The sequence below is a fragment of the Pseudomonas sp. NMI760_13 genome, from assembly GCF_021283245.1.
GTDB classification, from domain to species: Bacteria; Pseudomonadota; Gammaproteobacteria; order Pseudomonadales; family Pseudomonadaceae; genus Aquipseudomonas; species Aquipseudomonas peradeniyensis.
The window spans coordinates 22,537-39,147 of sequence record NZ_JAJSRC010000017.1; the positions used below are offsets into that span (position 1 = coordinate 22,537).

Below are 16,611 nucleotides of genomic sequence, written 5' to 3' on the forward strand. Positions count from 1 at the left end.
AGAATGGTCCCTCGAACCGCCTGCCAGGAGGCCGCCATGCCCCGCCCCCGCGAATTGAAGATCACCCTCAGACCCGTGCAACTGGTGCTGTGCGTCGCCCTGGGTCTGTGGCTCGGCGCCGTGGCCATCGCCCTGAGCTTGTGGCTGGCCCTGCGCCTGTGGCCGGCACAGGTGCAGCCACTGGTCGAGGCCGCCGTCCCCGCCGTGGTCCAGCCTGCGCCTGCCGCCGCGCCAGCACAACCGGCCGACGCCCAGGCGCAGATGTTCGAGCACTACAAGGACATCCTGCACAAGCAGGAACTGCAACAGGCCGCCGAGGCCGCCCAGGGCAATCCGCGCAACCTCAACAGCCCCAAATGCCAGTTCTGGCTGCAGCAGAACCGCACCGCGCCGACCGACAAGAGCCAGGCCAACGTGCTGGAGTTCTGCTACTGACCATGGACAAGGCCTGCCTGCTGCAATGCATCATCGCCACCCTCGAGCTCGACATGGAGGTGCTGCGCCGTGCCGCCCAGACCGCCTACGAGGCCGCCACCGCCGAAGAGAACATCGCCGAGAACAAGTACGACACCCTGGGGCTGGAGGCGTCGTACCTGGCCACCGGGCAGGCGCGGCGCACCGCCGAGATCCGCCAGGCGTTGCTGACCTACCAGCAGTTGGCGCTGCGCGATTACGACCCGGCGCGGGGGATCCAGATCGGCTGCCTGGTGACCCTGGAAGATGAAGCGGGCCAGCGGCGCCGGCTGTTCCTCGGGCCGGAAGGGGCTGGGCTGAAGGTTGGTGAGGGGGATGGGCTGGTGACAGTGATCACGCCGCGCGCCCCACTGGGGCAGCAGTTGCTGGGCAAACGGCTGGATGACGAAGTGAGCCTGGTGGTGGCTGGAGTGGCGCAGGTGCAGTTCATCATCGATATCGCCTGATAGAGCGCCATCGCGGGGCAAGCCCGCTCCCACGCAGCCCACAGGAGCCTGAGTCATCATGCAAGACCGTGACTCCTGAGCTCGATGCAGTGCCGTCGTGGGAGCGGGCTTGCCCCGCGATAGGCCATCAATGGCTCTGCAACGCATCGAACCGCCCCGCCAGCCCCTGCTCGGCGAACTGCTCCACCACGAAATCGATGAAGGCCCGGGTCTTACCCGGCAACAGCTTGCGCTCGGCGTAGTACAGGCTGATGTGCCCATCGTCGACGTACCAGTCCGGCAACACCCGGCTCAGGCGCCCGGCAGTCAGATAGGGCAAGGCGAACGGCAGGCTGACCAGGGCGATGCCCAGGCCTTGCTCGGCCACCGCGCAGGCGGCGTCTGAATCGCTCATGGTCAGGCGCTGGGGCAGTTGCAGCGGCTGTTGCTCCTGCCAGCGACTGGTCAGCGGCCAACTGCGCACCCGGCCGGTCTGCGGCGAGCGGATAAGGATGCCGGCGCACGCCTGCAACTGCTCCGGGCGGCTCAGTGGTCCGTGCTGTTGCAGGTAGCCCGGCGAAGCGACCAGCACTCGGTGTGCCGGGGTCAGCTTGCGCGCCACCACCCCCGGCGGCAGTTCGAAGCCGCCACCGATGGCGGCGTCGAAGCCCTGGCCGATCAGGTCGACCTGGCGATTGTCGAAGTGCCAGTCCGCCGTCACCGCCGGAAAACGGGCCAGGAACTCGCCCAGCAGCGGCAACACGTACAGGCGCCCGAATACCGTGCCCATGCTGACCCGCAACACGCCCGAGGGATGCCCTTCGCAGTTGGCGAGGTTGGCCACCGCGTACTGGATGGTGCGAAAGCTCTCGCTCACTTCGGCCAGAAAGCGCTGACCGGCCTCGGTCAGGGTCAACTTGCGCGTGCTGCGCAGGAACAACCGTACACCGAGCCGCGCCTCCAGCTGGGCGACGTTCTTGCCGACCGCCGCCGGGGTGAGCGACAGGCGCCTGGCCGCCTCGGCAAAGCTGCCGACTTCGGCGCTGCGAATAAAGCATTCCAGGCTGCTGAAGGATTCCATCACGGCCATTATCAACTCCTGGTTTATTCTGAGTAACTCGATTGCCATCTTATCAACAGGTAATCGAGCGCCGATACTGCGTCCATCCCAAGGCATCCGGCCTTGCTTCACTGCAGGAGATCAGCATGTCCCAAGCACTTCCCCTCACCGGTAAGGTGGCCCTGGTCCAGGGCGGTTCCCGCGGTATCGGCGCGGCCATCGTCCGCCGCCTGGCCCGCGACGGCGCCAAGGTCGCCTTCACCTATGTCAGTTCCAGCGCCAGCGCCGAAGCCCTGGCGGGTGAAATCAACAACGCCGGCGGCCAGGCCCTGGCCCTGCGCGCCGACAGCGCCGACATCCAGGCCGTGCAACAGGCCGTGGCCGACACCGCCAAGGCCTTCGGCGGTCTCGATATCCTGGTCAACAACGCCGGCGTGCTGGCGGTGGCGCCAGTGGCCGAATTCGACCTGGCCGACTTCGACCGCCTGCTGGCGATCAACGTGCGCAGCGTGTTCGTGGCCACCCAGGCAGCGGTGAAGCACATGGGCAAGGGTGGACGGATCATCAACATCGGCAGTACCAACGCCGAGCGCATGCCGTTCGCCGGCGGCGCACCCTATGCCATGAGCAAGTCGGCGCTGGTGGGCCTGACCAAGGGCCTGGCCCGGGACCTGGGGCCGCAGGGGATCACCGTCAACAATGTGCAGCCGGGGCCGGTGGACACCGACATGAACCCGGCCAGCGGCGAGTTCGCCGAGAGCCTGATTCCGTTGATGGCCATCGGGCGCTACGGGCAGGCGGATGAAATCGCCAGCTTTGTTGCCTACCTGGCGGGGCCTGAAGCAGGGTACATCACCGGGGCGAGCCTGCTGGCCGATGGTGGGTTTGCGGCCTGAGGTGCCATTCCCCTGTAGGAGCGGCCTTGTGCCGCGAAAGGGCCGCGCAGCGACCCCTGCGATCCATGCGTCGACGCTGAGATCCTGGGGCTGCCTTGCAGCCCTTTCGCGGCGCAAGGCCGCTCCTACAGGGGAGCATCAGGTCGGCGGGAGGCTCTGTTCCATGACGTCGAGGAACGCCCGCGCCGCGGGCGTGGGGCTCGGCGACCAGACCGCATACAAATGCCGCACCGGCGCATCCACCAGCGGCACCATGGCCACCCCCTGAAAACCCCGGGCGACACGCTCGGGCACCAACCCCAGCGCCATCGCGCGCTGGACGAACTTTTCCACCAGGCGAATATGGCCAATCTCGAACTGCACCCGATGCTGCAACCCCGCCGCCTGGAACGCCTCATCGGTCTGCCGGCGCGCCCCGGTGCCCTCGGGAAAGTCCACCAGCACCTCGTCGGCCAGATCGGCCAGGGCCAGCCGCGCCCTGCCCGCCAGCCGATGGCCGGGCGGCAACACCGCCACCAGTTCCTCCCGCGCCAGCAGGCGATGCTGCACGCCATGCAGCGCCTCGCCCTGCCACAGGCCGATGAAACCCACGTCCAGGCGCCGTTCGCAGACGTCCGCCATCAGCAACTCGCTCTTGGCGGTCAACCAGCGCACGTCCACATCCGGATAACGCTCATGGAACACCGCCAGCAGATCGACCAGGTCGAGCGCTGTGAGCGAGCTGATCTCGCCGATCGACAGGCGTCCACGCACCTGTCCGCAGGCGGCGGCGACATCCTCGGCCACCCGCCGCGCCGCCGCCACCGCCGGCCGGGCGCTGAGCACGAAGGCCTCGCCGGCCGGAGTCAGGCGCACGCGCCGCGAACTGCGCTCGAACAGGCTCACCCCCAACTGTGCCTCCAGCCGCGCCACCTGGTGGCTGAGGGCCGACTGCACCACATGGCAGCGCTCGGCGGCGCGGGTGAAACTGCCGGTGTCGGCCACGGCCAGGGCGTATTCGAGCTGCTTGAGGTTCATCAATCTATCTGCTTTCAAGATGGATAAATTGAAAACTATACATTGGCGTCATGCAAGACACTTCCTGATACTTGTCGCCACACAACCTTGCCTGCAACGAGACAACCCATGAACACCCCGACTCTCGGCCGCGCCCTGATCCTGCTGATGGCCACCGCCACCGGCCTGGCCGTGGCCAGCAACTACTACGCCCAACCGCTGCTGCACAGCATCGCCCAACAGTTCGGCCTGAGCACCGCCAGCGCCGGCACCATCGTCATCGCCGCCCAGCTCAGCTACGGCGCCGGGCTGCTGTTGCTGGCGCCGCTGGGTGACCTGTTCGAGCAGCGCCGGCTGATCGTCACCATGGTGCTGATCGCCACCGCCGGGCTGCTGATCAGCGCCTGCGCGCCAAGCCTGCCGTGGCTGCTGTTCGGCACCGCGCTGACCGGGCTGTTCTCGGTGGTGGCCCAGGTATTGGTGCCCATGGCCGCCGCCCTGAGCGCCCCGGAGCAACGCGGCCGCGCCGTGGGCACGCTGATGAGCGGGCTGTTGCTGGGCATCCTGCTGGCGCGCACCGCCGCCGGCTTCATGGCCGAGCTGGGTGGCTGGCGCAGCATCTACGTGCTGGCGGCGGTGCTGATGGCAATCAGCGCCCTCGCTCTTTACCGCAGCCTGCCGCGGCACCACAGCCACGCAGGGCTCAAGTACCCGGCGCTGATCGGCTCGGTGTTTCGCCTGTTCGCCGAGGAACCGGTACTGCGTCTGCGCTCGCTGCTGGGGTTGCTGGCGTTCAGCCTGTTCGCGCTGTTCTGGACGCCGCTGGCGTTCCTGCTGAGCGATGCGCCCTATCACTATTCCGACGCGGTGATCGGCCTGTTTGGCCTGGCCGGGGCGGTCGGTGCGCTGGCAGCCAACTGGGCCGGGCGCCTGGCTGATCGAGGCAAGGGGCCGCTGGGCACCACCGTGGGGCTGGTGGCGCTGCTGCTGTCGTGGGTACCGCTGGGGTTCGCGCAGAGCTCGCTGGTGGCGTTGCTGGTGGGGGTGCTGCTGCTCGACCTGGCAGTGCAGCTGGTGCACGTGAGCAACCAGAACGCGGTGATCGTGCTGCGGCCGGAGGCGCGTACGCGGCTCAATGCCGGGTATATCACCTGTTACTTCATTGGTGGGGCGCTGGGGTCGTTGCTGGGGACGCAGCTGTTCGAGGTGCATGGCTGGGACGGGATCGTGGTGGCCGGGCTGGTGATCGGCGCGCTGGCGCTGGTGGTGTGGGGGTTGGCTGAGCGCAAGCGGGGGAAACGCCTGAGCGCCGGGATGTCCCCCCTGTAGGAGCGGCCTCGTGCCGCGAAAGGGCCGCGTAGCGACCCCGGCAGTATCAGCTTGATGCTCGAATCCTGGGGGCGCTTCGCACCCCTTTCGCGGCACGAGGCCGCTCCTACAGGGATTTGCGCATGGTCTGGTCAGCCTGACGTGCCCTCGATGAACGCTTCATCCACCCGCGCCAGCTGCGTCTCGCTCAACACCCCGGCCTGGTAATGCAGTTTGATCCAAGCCAGCAGGTAGTCGTAGCGCGCCTGGGCCAGGTCGCGGCGGGTAGTGGCCAACTGCTGCTCGGCGTTGAGCACGTCCAGGTTGACCCGCTCGCCGCCCTGCACGCTCTTGCGCGTGGAGACCACCAGCGCTTCGGCCGCCACCAGCGCCCGTTCGTAGGCGCGCAGGCGGCTGGCGCCGGACTCGCAAGCGTTGTACTGCCTGCGCAGCTCGATCAGCGCGCTGCGGGTGTTGCCATCAAGCTCGTACTCGGCCTGCTCCAGGTGCCGGCTGGCCTGGCGGGTCGAGGCCAGCACGCCGCCCCCGGCGAAGATCGGCACGCTGACTTCGATACCCACGGTGTTGGTGTCGTAGCGCTGGTTGTAGGTGTTGCCGCTGTCCGACTCCTGGCGCCGCGAGGTGGCGAACGCGGTGACCTTGGGCAGGTGCCCGGCACGGTTGCGCTCGACTTCGTAACGCGCCACTTCCAGCGCCTGGCGTGACGAGGCCAGTTGTGGGTTGTTGGCCAGGGCCCGCTCCTGCCACGCCTCGTAGCCGCTGGGGTCGACCACCGGCAGGGCGAAGCCCAGGCGCAGCGGCGCCAGGTCCTCGACCCGCACCGCCGGCTCGCCGATCAACGCGCCCAGCTCGCGCAGCGCGGCATCCTGCTCGTTGCGCGCCTTGATCTCCTCGGCGTCGGCCAGCTCGTAGCGGGCCTGGGCTTCGAGGATGTCGGTGCGGGTGCCTTCACCGGCGTCGAACAGACGCTGGTTCTGCTGGAACTGCTGGCGGTAGGCCTGCTTGCTGGCCACGCTGATGGCAATCTGGTCCTGGGCGAACAACGCCTGGGTGTAGTTGGTCATCACCCGCACCAGCAACTGCTGGCTCTGGTCACGGAAGCTTTCGTCGGCGAACAACGCCTGGGCCACACCCTTGCGGTAGCTCGAATACGCCTCGTAGTCGAACAGCGGCTGCTGGAGGATGAAGGTCGAACCCATGCTGTTGTAGTTGCGGTCTTCCTTTTGCCGCCGCGAATCCCCCAGGTAGCGCACCTCGGAATCGTTGCGCCCCTTGTTGTAGCTGTACGAGATGTTCGGCAGCAGGCCAGCGCGGCCGATGGCCCGGTATTCCTGACCAGCCTCGCGGGCCTTGAAGGCGGCGAGGTAGGTCGGGTCGCGGCGCAGGGCCTGCTCGTACACCTGGAACGGCCCCATGCCGGCCAGGGCGATGGTCGGCAGCCAGGCGCAGGCCAGCAGCAGCCCGGTCAGTGGGAACTTCTTCACTGGGCGGTCCTTATTGTTCGGTCAAGGCGGTACCTGCACGGTCGAGCAGGGGTTTGAACAGGTAGTTGAGCAGCGAGCGCTCACCGGTACGCACGAACAGCTCGGCAGGCATGCCCGGACGGATTGCCAACCCCTCGAGACGCGCCAGCGCTTCTTCGCTGACGGTGCTGCGCAGCACGTAGTACGGCTGGCCGCTGCGCTCGTCGATCAACTGGTCGGCCGACACCAGCGCCACCTCCCCGGTCACCCGTGGCGTGCGGTTCTGGTTGAAGGCGGTGAACAGGATGTCCACCGGCAGTTGCGGCGCCACCTTGTCCACCAGGTTCACCGGCAGGCGCCCTTCCACTTCCAGCGCGGTGCCCTGGGGCACGATTTCCAGCAGGGTGTCGCCAGCTCGCACCACGGCGCCTTCGGTATGTACGCCGAGGTTGACCGCCACGCCGTCGGCCGGCGCCAGGATCTCGCTGTGCTGCAACTCGAAGTGCGCGGAGTTGAGCTGCTGTTCCAGGGTCGCGGCCTTGACCTGAGCGTCGGCCAGTTGCGTGCGCACCTCCTTCTGGTACTCCTCGCGGCGCTGTTGCAGGTTGAGCCGGGACTCGACGATCACCTGCTCCAGGCGCGCGCTCTCGCCGGCGTTCTGCGCCAGGTCGCGCTGCACCTGCGACAACTGGCGCTGGTACTCGAGCACGCGGTTGCGCGGGATGTAGCCGTCGCCGGCCAGCGGGCGCAGGCTGTCGAGCTGCTCGCGCAGCGAATCGGCCTGAGCCTGCAGGTCGCTGCGCGCGCGGCGCATGCCGGTCAGCTGGGCCTGGGAGCCGTCGATGCTGGCGGCCAGGGCGCCCTGCTCGCGAGCCTGGGCCTGGCGGCGGCTGTCGAACAGCTGGCGCTGGCCTTCGACAATCAGTGCCAGGCGGGCGTCGGAATCTTCCAGCAGCTCTGCGGGAAACTGCACCTGCCCCAGGTTGTCGCGCTCGCTCTGCCAGCGCGCCAGGGCGGCGCGGGTCATGCGGTACTGGGCCTGCAGCGCGTCGACATCGGCCTGCACCTGGGTGCGGTCGAGGCGGAACAGCGGCTCGCCCTGGCGTACCTGCTGGCCTTCGCTGACCAGAATGCGACTGACCACGCCGGCGGCCATCGACTGCACCGCCTTGCGCTTGCCCGACACCACCACGGTGCCCTGCACCGGCACGCCCTGGTCGAGCGGGGCGAGGCTGGCCCAGGCCATGAAACCGCCGAAACCGACCAGGGTCAGCAACCACCCCAGGCGAACATGGAAACGTGCATCACGGGTGTGCTGGCTCATGCGCCACCTCCGGCTTGCAGCGGGCGTTGCGCCGGGGCCTGGCCCATGGCGTGGAGGATGTCGCGGGCCGGGCCGAAGCCCTGCATGCGCCCTTCGTTCATCACCAGCAGCTTGTCGGCCTGGGCAAGCGCCGCGCTGCGGTGGGTCACCAGCACCACGGTGCGGCCCTGAGCCTTGAGCTGGACGATGGCGTTGGCCAGCGCGGCCTCGCCGTGGCTGTCGAGGTTGGAGTTGGGTTCGTCGAGCACGATCAGCCGGGCATCGCCGTACAGGGCGCGGGCCAGGGCGATGCGCTGCTTCTGGCCACCGGAGAGGTCGACGCCCTCCTCGCCCAGGCGCGTGTCGTAGCCCTGGGGCAGGCGCAGGATCAAATCATGCACGCCGGCCAGGCGGGCCGCCTCGACCACCTTGATGCCGTCCAGCTCGCCGAAGCGGGCAATGTTCTCGGCGATGCTGCCGCGCAGCAGCTCGATGTTCTGCGGCAGGTAGCCGATGTGCGGGCCCAGGGCATCGCGATCCCACTGACTGAGCTCGGCGCCGTCGAGGCGCACATGGCCGCTCATCGTCGGCCACACGCCGACCAGCACCTTGGCCAGGGTCGACTTGCCCGAGCCCGAAGCGCCCAGCACGCCGAGCAGTTCACCCGGTGCCAGGGCGAAGTTCACCTGCTGCAGGGTGGCCAGGTTGCGCCCGGGCGGGCCGGCGCTGACCTGCTCCACCGCCAGTTGTCCGGTAGGCACCGGCAGCGGCATCGGCGTCGGCGGCTCGGGGTGCTCGCGCAGCAGGACATCCAGGCGCTGGTAGGCCAGCTGCGCGCCGCTCCACTGCTTCCATACCGCGATCAGCTGGTCGATCGGGGCGAGTACCCGGCCCATCAGGATGGAGCCGGCGATCATCATGCCCGGGGTCATCTGCCCCTCGATCACCAACAGTGCGCCCAGCCCCAGCACCAGCGATTGCAGGCACAGGCGCAGGCCCTTGCTGGTGGCAGTGATCACCGCCGAGGTGTCGCTGGCCTTGTTCTGCAGGTCGAGGAAGCGCCCGTGCAGGGTGTACCAGCGCTGGCGCAGGGCACCGAGCATGCCCATGGCCTGGATGCTCTCGGCGCTTTGCAGCTGGCTGCCGGCCAGTTGCGTCGACTGCTGCTGGAAGCCACTGGCCTCGGCCAGGGTGGCATGGGTGAGGCGTTCGTTGAGGATCGCCAGGGCGATCAGCAATAGCGCGCCGACCGTGGCCATCACCCCCAGCCAGACGTTGAAGGCGAAGATCACCGCCAGGTAGATGGGGAACCAGGGCGCATCGAAGAAGGCGAACAGCGCGGGGCCGGTGATGAACTGGCGCAGCTGGGTCAGATCGCCCAGGGCCTGCCCGGCGGCGCCGTCGCGCTGGCGCAAGTTGCGCTCGAAGGCGGCGCGGTAGACCTTCAAGTTGAAACTTTTCTCCAACTGGTTGCCCACGCGGATGACAATGAAACTGCGGACTGCTTCAAGCCCGCCTATATAAACGAAGAAGCCGACCACCATCAACGTCAACACCCACAAAGTTGTGGTGCTCTGCGAACTCAGTACACGGTCGTACACTTGAAGCATATAAATCGACGGCACCAGCATGAGCAAGTTGATCAATGCCGTGAAACAGCCCACGCTGATCAAGGTTGACTTATGTTCGCCGAGTGCCGCCCACAAAGGCGCCCCGGGCTTTTGGCTCGGTAGTTTCATGTTTCGCCCTGGCTCGCCTGGAACTTTTTAGTTCCAGGTGGGAATTATTTGTCGAGGCGCTCGAGCACCAGTTGCTTGCCGTCCGGGGTGGTCCAGGCGTAGCGCTGGGCACCTTCGCGGCTGAAATGCACCACGCTGCTGCCGTCACCGCCCACCAGGGCCAGGGTGTCGGGGGTCACCAGCCAGCTGCCGGGGCGCAGGCCTATCAGCCCCTTGGCGCACTCCAGGTCACCTTCGATTTCGCCTTCCGTGGCGCCAAGACGCAGGTCGCAGGCCTGCGTCTGCTGCTGTTCGGGGTAAAGCTGCCAACGGCCGGCCAGTTGCGCGGCGTTGGGGAGTAACAGGCTGCTCGCCATGACTACCTCGGTCATCGACACCATGGGGATCGCGGCCAGCGCGATCGTTTTCAGGTTTGCTTTCATTGGTTCGCCTCACCGGCAAAAGGGGCGACGCGCGAGCGCCGCCCCCTGTTGCATCAGACCACGATGTCGGTGACAGCGGCCTGGCCAACGGTGGTCACCAGGAAGTCAGCCGAGCTGTTTCCGGTGAAGTCGATGGACAGGCTGCCCAGGTTGGTGGCCTGGTCGTAGGTCAGCAGCGCCTCGCCGGCATGACCGGTAAAGGCGTTGACGAACTGCAGCGGCAGCTTGTTCACGGCGAACGCGGAGATGGCCGACAGGTCGATCTTGTCCACGCCCGAGGTGAAGTCCATGATGCGATCCGGCGCCGCCTTGGTCGAGTCGCTGACAGCCGCGAACACGAAGGTGTCCGAGCCGCTGCCGCCCCACAGTTGGTCGGCACCGCCGCCGCCGTAGATGATGTCGTTGCCGGCACCACCCTTGAGCACGTTGGCCAGCGCGTTGCCGATCAGCAGGTCGTTGCCCGAGCCACCGAAGGCGTTTTCAATGGTCACGCCCTTGGCGATGGAGACGTTGCCGACCATGCCGCCGACGTCGGAGAACGACGCTTCGTTGAGGTTGATCTTCTGGTTCTGGGTGAACCCGGAGAAGTCGAAGGTGTCGTTGCCGCCACCGTCCCACACCGAGAACACCAGCTTCGACGAGGCCGAGGTGGCCGAGTAGAAGTCGCGATCAGCGGTGGAGTTGAAGCCGTAGGTGGTGTCATTGGCACGGGTGGCGTAGTTGGCGCCGTAGAGCTTCTGGATCGCCAGGATGTCGTCCATCAGCGGGGCCGAGGCGTAGTACTGACCGCCACCCTTGATGAAGTTCTGGCCGTTGTTGCTCTCGCTCCAGTAGCTCATGATGCTGTAGCCACGGGTGTCCTGGGCGTAGTCGGCATCACGGTAGGTCGGGTTGCCCTCGCCGGCGTTGTAGTCGCCAGGGTGGGACAGGCCCAGTACGTGACCGATCTCGTGGGTCAGGGTCTGACGACCGTAGTTGCCGGTGCCCGGGTTGATGTTGACCTGGTAGCCGCTGTTGATCAGGTACCAGGATTCACCCTTGTGCGAGCCCGGGCCGTCGAACGGCAGGTAGGCGAATGCCGCGCCGCCGTTGCTGGCGCTGAAGTTGCCGTAGGTCATGTGGCCATCGCCACCCGATGCCGCCTCGGTGAAGGTGACCTTGGCCACGTCCGCCCAGGACTGCATGGACAGCTTGGCTTGTTGCTTCTGCAGGTCGCTGAACTGGCTGAAGGTGCCCAGTCCGCGGCTGTAGAAGTCCGCCGGTGCCTTGGTCAGGAAGGTGTAGGTGAGGCTGATCGTGCCGTCCTTGTTCAGGTCTTTCCAGGAAGCGCCGTCACGCAGGATGTGATCGGCGGCCTGGTCGGCCGTGAAGGACTTCTTGCCATTGATGTTCGCGCCGCCGCGGTCGTACTGGTGGGCAAAGCTGTCGATCAGGCCGAAGGAAGAACTTGGGCCCTTCGGTTGCAGTGCGGAAACGGCGGAAACAATGGCGTTTTCTTTGACTTTCGACATGCAGATTACTTCCTTGTGTACAAAAAAGCAGTTGATGTCCGACAGGGTTCTCCCACCGGGCGAGAACTTCCTGTCACTCGCCTTTATGAGGCGCAAAAAAACTGACACACATTGAAACTTGATGTCCAGCGTTTTTTGACGTCATTTTTTCGTTTTCGAAAATTAAACTGCGCCGTACTAATTTGCGCAAACTGCGATGGATCAACGGCGCCAGCGATAAGCATTAGTTACAGTCATGCCCCATGACAGTTATAGACAACGGTTCGAAGTTTACTTTCGAAAATGCGACTTTCACTTGTTGAGCGCCACCGCTCGCTCGTCTATGCGCTTTACTGCGCGACAACCCGCCACACGACCCTCCGTCGCCTGCTCGTTGACTTGCCGGCGTGGCAAGCGCTCAGTAGGCGTTGGTCAACGACCCCTTCCTGACAGGACGACGCAATGACAAGACTCACGGTGCAATCCGGCGATTTCTTGCAAGGTGAAGGCGAGTATCGCAATGGAGCGCTCACTCTCAAGACCCCGCGCAGCCCCTCGCCCGGCGAGCGCATTTCGCTGGCGCGGATCAAGGACCTGAAGCTGGCCAACCTCGAATCGACCCGCAGCCTCGGTGGCGCCCTGGGCTGGGGCGTGGCCGGCGCCCTGGTGGCCGGCCCGGTCGGCCTGCTGGCTGGCCTGCTGCTGGGCGGCAAGGAGGAGGAAGTCACCTTCCTCGCCACCTTCAAGGATGGCCGCAAGCTGCTGGCCATCACCGACGGCAAGACCTGGTCGAAGATCGACGACAACTGGCGCCGGCACCAGCGGCCGGCGGCGGCCTGAATCAACGGCCGCTTCGTTCGTTCTGACATTACAAGCCCGATTACCGGCAAGCCGGCTCCAACAGGGGCAGATGCATCTGTAGGAGATCACACAGCCTTCCGGGCTGCGCTGTCGCGCAGGGAACAAGGTTCCAGCGTGGGAGCGGCGGTGCGCCGATGCGACTTGCCCCGCGATCACCGGCGAAGCCGGTGCCAAACGCCGCATCGCGGGGCAAGCCCGCTCCCACGCTGCCCCAGTCAAATCAAAGAATTATGTTTTGTTCCATGAGAGCGGGCTTGCATCAGCCATACGAACGTTTCCCCTGAAACCTCGAATCCCTCCCCTGGCAGCCTGCTACCATGGCGCCCTTTTGCCTGCCCGACAGCTGCCGAGCGATAACGGCGCGTCCACTTTTCAAGGAGCCTTGCATGACCCCGCTTCGCCCCCGCCTGCCCCTTGGCCTGCTCGGCCTGGGCCTTGCCCTGCACACTGGCCAGGGCCTGGCCGAGGACAGCGTGACCCTGGCCCCGGTGCGCATCTCCGAAGTTCAGGACAACAGCGGCTACCAGGCACGCGAAGCCCAGGTCGGCGGCCTGCACAGCGCGCCGCTGCTCGACACCCCGGCCTCGGTCAGCGTGTTCAGCCGCCAGCTGCTGGACGACCGCCAGGTGCGCAAGCTGAGCGAAGTGCTGCAAAGCGATGCCTCGGTGGGCGAAAGCTACGCGCCGATCGGCTACTACGAGAACTTCAACGTGCGCGGCTTCGAGCTCAATGCCGCCAGCAGCTACCGGATCAACGGCCAGACCATCGCCGGCGAGCAGAACGTGGCGCTGGAGAACAAGCAGCAGGTGGAGCTGCTCAAGGGGCTGTCGGGGCTGCAGAGCGGCGTGTCGGAGCCCGGCGGGCTGGTCAACTATGTGACCAAGCGTGCCGAGGACGTGCGCTCGGTCACGGTTTCGAGCAACGAGCAGGGCGAACGCTACCTGGCCACCGACCTGGGCGGCTGGTTCGGCGCCGAGCGCCAGTTCGGTCTGCGGGTCAACCTGGCCCACGAGGACATCCGCTCCTATGTCGACCACGCCGACGGCAAGCGGGATTTCGCCTCCCTGGCGCTCGACTGGCAGATCAACCCGAATGCCGTGCTGGAGCTGGACGCTGAATACCAGCACCGTGAGCAATATTCGGTACCAGGTTACCAACTGCTCGGCGGCAAGCAGTTGCCCCACAACGTCGACCCCAAGGATCACCTGGCCTGGCAGTCCTGGGCCAAGCCGGTGCAGAACGACTCGCTGAACCTGGGCGGGCGCTTCAAGTATCAGTTCAACGACAACTGGAACGGCACCTTGAGCGCTTCGCGCAGCAAGGTGGTGATCGACGACTACAGTGCCTTTGCCTGGGGTTCGAGCGAAGGTGCCTTCTTCGGCAGCAACGGCGACTACGACATCTACGATTTCCGCAGTCCCGACGACACCCGGCGGATCGACGAGGCACAGGCCACACTCGATGGACGCTTCGACGCCCTGGGCGTGAGCCATGAGCTGACCGTGGGTACCAGCGCGCAACGCCGCACGCTCGATCAGCGCCCGTACTACAACGAATGGATCGGCAGCGGCAATATCAACACCAATGCGCCAGCCTACGCACCTTCCGGCAAACCGATCGGCGCCAGCGAGCGCCGCCTCGACAGCCGCCAGTACGGCCTGTTCTTCAGCGACCGCATCACCTTCAACGAGCACTGGCAGACGGTGATCGGTGCCCGGGAGGTCCGGTTGGACGAGAAGACCTGGAACGAGAATGGTGTCGCCGGACGGCATACCCAGCAGTACCAGTTGCTGCCCAATGCGGCACTGATCTACAAGCCGCAGTCCGATACCACGCTCTACGCCAGTTACTCGAAAGGCCTTTCCGCAGGCGGCACTGCGCCCTGGTTCGCCAGCAACGCCGCCGAGATCCTCGCTCCGACCCTGTCGCGCCAGCTCGAAGTCGGCATCAAGCGCGATTGGCAGGGTATGAGCTTCAGCGCGGCGCTGTTCCAGATCCGCCAGGCCTATCAATATGCCCGCCCCGACGGAACCCCAGCGCCGACCTACGTGCAATCGGGCCAGCAGAAAAATACCGGTCTCGAACTCGGCGCCAGCGGCTGGGTGACCTCCAACCTGCAGATCCAGGCCAGCGCCGCAGCGATCCGCGCCCGCGTGCAGAACAGCGACACCGACGCCTACGAAGGTCACCAGGCAATCAACGTCCCGCGCCTGCGCGCGGCGCTGCAGGCCGACTACGCCCTGCCCGTCCCTGGCCTGGCCCTGCTCGGCGGCGCCCGCTACAGCGCCAGTAAGTACGCCAGCCACACTGGCGACGCAGAAGTCGGCGGTTATACCGTGTTCGACGTCGGCAGCCGCTACCGCACGACCATCGGCGGCTACGACACCGTGCTGCGCCTGACCGTGGACAACGTCTTCGACAAGCGCTACTGGCGCGACGTGGGCGACTACCTGGGCGACAACTACCTGTTCCAGGGGGCGCCGCGCACGGCACGGCTGTCGGCTTCCGTCAGTTTCTGACAGCGCCATCGCGGGGCAAGCCCGCTCTCATGGAAAAAACCGTAACTCATTGATTTAGCTAGGCCCTGTAGGAGCGGCTTTAGCCGCGAAGAATCCAACACGGTGCCTGGCACCGGCTCTGCCGGTGTTCGCGGCGGTGCGGCGGTCCGATAAACCCGCTCCCACAGGGAGCGCGGGCTACCCGCGAACTCAGCTCCCTGCGCGACAGCGCAGCCCCAAAGGGCTGGGCAATCTCTCATGGAACAAAACATAATTCTTTGATTTGACTGGGGCAGCGCGGGAGCGGGCTTGCCCCGCGATCAGGGCTTCAACAAAAACGCGAGACAAACAAAAAGCCCCCGAACCTTTCGATTCGGGGGCTTCTCGTAGAATGTGGCGGTGAAGAAGGGATTTGAACCCTTGATACGATTTCTCGTATACACACTTTCCAGGCGTGCTCCTTCGACCACTCGGACACTTCACCGTTTTCTCTTCAAGCTATTCAGCCTGTCGAGGCGCGCTAATTTAGTAGAAGCCTTTTCCTTTGGCAAGCATTTTTTTCAGAATTTTCATGCGCTTAAGCCAATCGACCGAAATACCGGGGCAATCAGGGCAATGCTGCCATTGTGCCCAGCGCTTTTCCCGCCCCTCGCGCCGCTGCCCCGATGGCACAAGGCACAAGCTCCCGCCGCTGACTGACCAGTCAGTCTTGGCGCTTTACCTGGCCGGTGCCGCTGGGTAACGTCACCGCCACGCCCTCCAAAGGACTCTGCCATGAGCGAGCTGATTACCTACCACGCCGAAGACGGCATCGCCACCCTGACCCTGAACAACGGCAAGGTCAACGCCATCTCCCCGGATGTCATCAAAGCCTTTAATGCCGCGCTCGACCGCGCCGTCGAGGAGCGCGCGGTGGTGATCATCACCGGCCAGCCGGGCATTCTCTCTGGCGGCTACGACCTCAAGGTGATGACCGCCGGCCCCAAGGAGGCCGTCGGCCTGGTCACCGCCGGCTCCACCCTGGCCCGTCGCCTGCTGTCGCACCCCTTCCCGGTGATCGTCGCCTGCCCCGGCAATGCCGTGGCCAAGGGCGCCTTCCTGCTGCTGTCGGGTGACTACCGCATCGGGGTCGAAGGCCCCTACAAGATCTGCCTGAACGAAGTGCAGATCGGCATGACCATGCACCATGCCGGTATCGAACTGGCCCGTGACCGCCTGGGCCGTGCGGCCTTCCAGCGCTCGGTGAACAATGCCGAGGTATTCGATCCGCAGGGCGCCCGTGAAGCCGGCTTCCTCGACAAGGTGGTGCCTGCCGAGCAGTTGCTGGAAACCGCCCTGGCCGCGGCCCGCGAAATGAAGAAACTGAACATGCTGGCGCACAAGAACACCAAGCTCAAAGTGCGCAAGGCGCTGCTGGAGGCGCTGGACGAGGCGATCCTGGCGGATCAGAACCACCTGGGCTGATTGCCGAGTCTACTTCTCTGTAGGAGCGGGCTTGTCCCGCGAACACCGGCGAAGCCGGTGGCACGCACCGCGTCTCTTGTGTTCGCGGGACAAGCCCGCTCCTACAAGGGCCTGCCTGACATTTGTCGAGCATTTGCCCCTGACAGTGCACATCCGTACACTGCGCCGCGACTGTCCGGTGTGAGTCGTAC

The 16,611-nt window shown here is 65.8% G+C and carries 14 protein-coding genes and 1 tRNA gene; 7 read left to right on the forward strand and 8 right to left on the reverse strand.

Annotated elements, in window-relative coordinates; genetic code table 11:
- Positions 1 to 36: 36 nt before the first annotated feature.
- Both LU671_RS17740 and LU671_RS17745 read left to right on the forward strand, forming a co-directional pair.
- The gene (locus tag LU671_RS17740) at positions 37 to 435 is read left to right on the forward strand and encodes a hypothetical protein (RefSeq protein WP_110736656.1); all 399 of its coding nucleotides are present in this window, start codon (positions 37 to 39) and stop codon (positions 433 to 435) included.
- A 2-nt stretch (positions 436 to 437) separates the two neighbouring features.
- Entirely contained in the window at positions 438 to 920 is a 483-nt protein-coding gene (locus tag LU671_RS17745; protein WP_232856400.1) for a GreA/GreB family elongation factor, read from the forward strand.
- Positions 921 to 1,047: 127 nt separating this feature from the next.
- Here the strand turns inward: LU671_RS17745 and LU671_RS17750 are convergent, their stop codons facing one another.
- Entirely contained in the window at positions 1,048 to 1,980 is a 933-nt protein-coding gene (locus LU671_RS17750) for a LysR family transcriptional regulator (protein WP_232856448.1), read from the reverse strand.
- 125 nt (positions 1,981 to 2,105) lie between these two features.
- Here LU671_RS17750 and LU671_RS17755 point away from each other — a divergent pair, with 125 nt between their 5' ends.
- Entirely contained in the window at positions 2,106 to 2,855 is a 750-nt protein-coding gene (locus LU671_RS17755) for a 3-oxoacyl-ACP reductase family protein (RefSeq protein WP_110736651.1), read from the forward strand.
- A gap of 138 nt (positions 2,856 to 2,993) precedes the next feature.
- Here LU671_RS17755 and LU671_RS17760 read toward each other — a convergent pair whose 3' ends face one another.
- The gene (locus tag LU671_RS17760; protein WP_203647582.1) at positions 2,994 to 3,872 is read right to left on the reverse strand and encodes a LysR family transcriptional regulator; all 879 of its coding nucleotides are present in this window, start codon (positions 3,870 to 3,872) and stop codon (positions 2,994 to 2,996) included.
- Positions 3,873 to 3,980: 108 nt separating this feature from the next.
- Here LU671_RS17760 and LU671_RS17765 point away from each other — a divergent pair, with 108 nt between their 5' ends.
- Positions 3,981 to 5,180, forward strand: a complete 1,200-nt coding sequence (locus LU671_RS17765; protein ID WP_232856401.1) for an MFS transporter — start codon at positions 3,981 to 3,983, stop codon at positions 5,178 to 5,180.
- Positions 5,181 to 5,311: 131 nt separating this feature from the next.
- Here LU671_RS17765 and LU671_RS17770 read toward each other — a convergent pair whose 3' ends face one another.
- The 5 genes from LU671_RS17770 to LU671_RS17790 are packed head-to-tail and all read right to left on the reverse strand — an operon-like array spanning position 5,312 to position 11,618.
- On the reverse strand, positions 5,312 to 6,664 hold the full coding sequence (locus tag LU671_RS17770; protein ID WP_442964137.1) for a TolC family outer membrane protein: 1,353 nt from the start codon (positions 6,662 to 6,664) through the stop codon (positions 5,312 to 5,314).
- 10 nt (positions 6,665 to 6,674) lie between these two features.
- Positions 6,675 to 7,967, reverse strand: a complete 1,293-nt coding sequence (locus LU671_RS17775) for an HlyD family type I secretion periplasmic adaptor subunit (RefSeq protein ID WP_203647584.1) — start codon at positions 7,965 to 7,967, stop codon at positions 6,675 to 6,677.
- Positions 7,964 to 9,685: a type I secretion system permease/ATPase gene (locus tag LU671_RS17780; protein WP_232856402.1), complete on the reverse strand. Its 1,722-nt coding sequence runs from the start codon at positions 9,683 to 9,685 to the stop codon at positions 7,964 to 7,966. The genes LU671_RS17775 and LU671_RS17780 overlap by 4 nt, the downstream gene beginning before the upstream one ends.
- Before the next feature lie 44 nt (positions 9,686 to 9,729).
- The gene (locus LU671_RS17785; protein ID WP_232856403.1) at positions 9,730 to 10,107 is read right to left on the reverse strand and encodes an AprI/Inh family metalloprotease inhibitor; all 378 of its coding nucleotides are present in this window, start codon (positions 10,105 to 10,107) and stop codon (positions 9,730 to 9,732) included.
- Between the two features lie 53 nt (positions 10,108 to 10,160).
- On the reverse strand, positions 10,161 to 11,618 hold the full coding sequence (locus tag LU671_RS17790) for a serralysin family metalloprotease (protein ID WP_203647587.1): 1,458 nt from the start codon (positions 11,616 to 11,618) through the stop codon (positions 10,161 to 10,163).
- Between the two features lie 441 nt (positions 11,619 to 12,059).
- Here LU671_RS17790 and LU671_RS17795 point away from each other — a divergent pair, with 441 nt between their 5' ends.
- Positions 12,060 to 12,437: a hypothetical protein gene (locus LU671_RS17795; protein ID WP_186712839.1), complete on the forward strand. Its 378-nt coding sequence runs from the start codon at positions 12,060 to 12,062 to the stop codon at positions 12,435 to 12,437.
- A 407-nt stretch (positions 12,438 to 12,844) separates the two neighbouring features.
- Positions 12,845 to 14,977, forward strand: a complete 2,133-nt coding sequence (locus LU671_RS17800; protein ID WP_203647588.1) for a TonB-dependent siderophore receptor — start codon at positions 12,845 to 12,847, stop codon at positions 14,975 to 14,977.
- 373 nt (positions 14,978 to 15,350) lie between these two features.
- Here the strand turns inward: LU671_RS17800 and LU671_RS17805 are convergent.
- Positions 15,351 to 15,440, reverse strand: a tRNA-Ser gene (locus LU671_RS17805).
- 290 nt (positions 15,441 to 15,730) lie between these two features.
- Between LU671_RS17805 and LU671_RS17810 the strand changes: the two genes are divergently transcribed.
- Entirely contained in the window at positions 15,731 to 16,420 is a 690-nt protein-coding gene (locus tag LU671_RS17810; RefSeq protein ID WP_203647589.1) for a crotonase/enoyl-CoA hydratase family protein, read from the forward strand.
- Positions 16,421 to 16,611: the final 191 nt, after the last annotated feature.

Coding starts and splice junctions, on each gene's coding strand:
- LU671_RS17765 (WP_232856401.1), top strand. CDS start 3,981: ATGAACACCCCGACTCTCGGCCGCGCCCTGATCCTGCTGATGGCCACC.
- LU671_RS17785 (WP_232856403.1), bottom strand. CDS start 10,107: ATGAAAGCAAACCTGAAAACGATCGCGCTGGCCGCGATCCCCATGGTG.
- LU671_RS17775 (WP_203647584.1), bottom strand. CDS start 7,967: ATGAGCCAGCACACCCGTGATGCACGTTTCCATGTTCGCCTGGGGTGG.
- LU671_RS17745 (WP_232856400.1), top strand. CDS start 438: ATGGACAAGGCCTGCCTGCTGCAATGCATCATCGCCACCCTCGAGCTC.
- LU671_RS17780 (WP_232856402.1), bottom strand. CDS start 9,685: ATGAAACTACCGAGCCAAAAGCCCGGGGCGCCTTTGTGGGCGGCACTC.
- LU671_RS17790 (WP_203647587.1), bottom strand. CDS start 11,618: ATGTCGAAAGTCAAAGAAAACGCCATTGTTTCCGCCGTTTCCGCACTG.
- LU671_RS17750 (WP_232856448.1), bottom strand. CDS start 1,980: ATGGAATCCTTCAGCAGCCTGGAATGCTTTATTCGCAGCGCCGAAGTC.
- LU671_RS17755 (WP_110736651.1), top strand. CDS start 2,106: ATGTCCCAAGCACTTCCCCTCACCGGTAAGGTGGCCCTGGTCCAGGGC.
- LU671_RS17740 (WP_110736656.1), top strand. CDS start 37: ATGCCCCGCCCCCGCGAATTGAAGATCACCCTCAGACCCGTGCAACTG.
- LU671_RS17760 (WP_203647582.1), bottom strand. CDS start 3,872: ATGAACCTCAAGCAGCTCGAATACGCCCTGGCCGTGGCCGACACCGGC.
- LU671_RS17795 (WP_186712839.1), top strand. CDS start 12,060: ATGACAAGACTCACGGTGCAATCCGGCGATTTCTTGCAAGGTGAAGGC.
- LU671_RS17810 (WP_203647589.1), top strand. CDS start 15,731: ATGAGCGAGCTGATTACCTACCACGCCGAAGACGGCATCGCCACCCTG.
- LU671_RS17800 (WP_203647588.1), top strand. CDS start 12,845: ATGACCCCGCTTCGCCCCCGCCTGCCCCTTGGCCTGCTCGGCCTGGGC.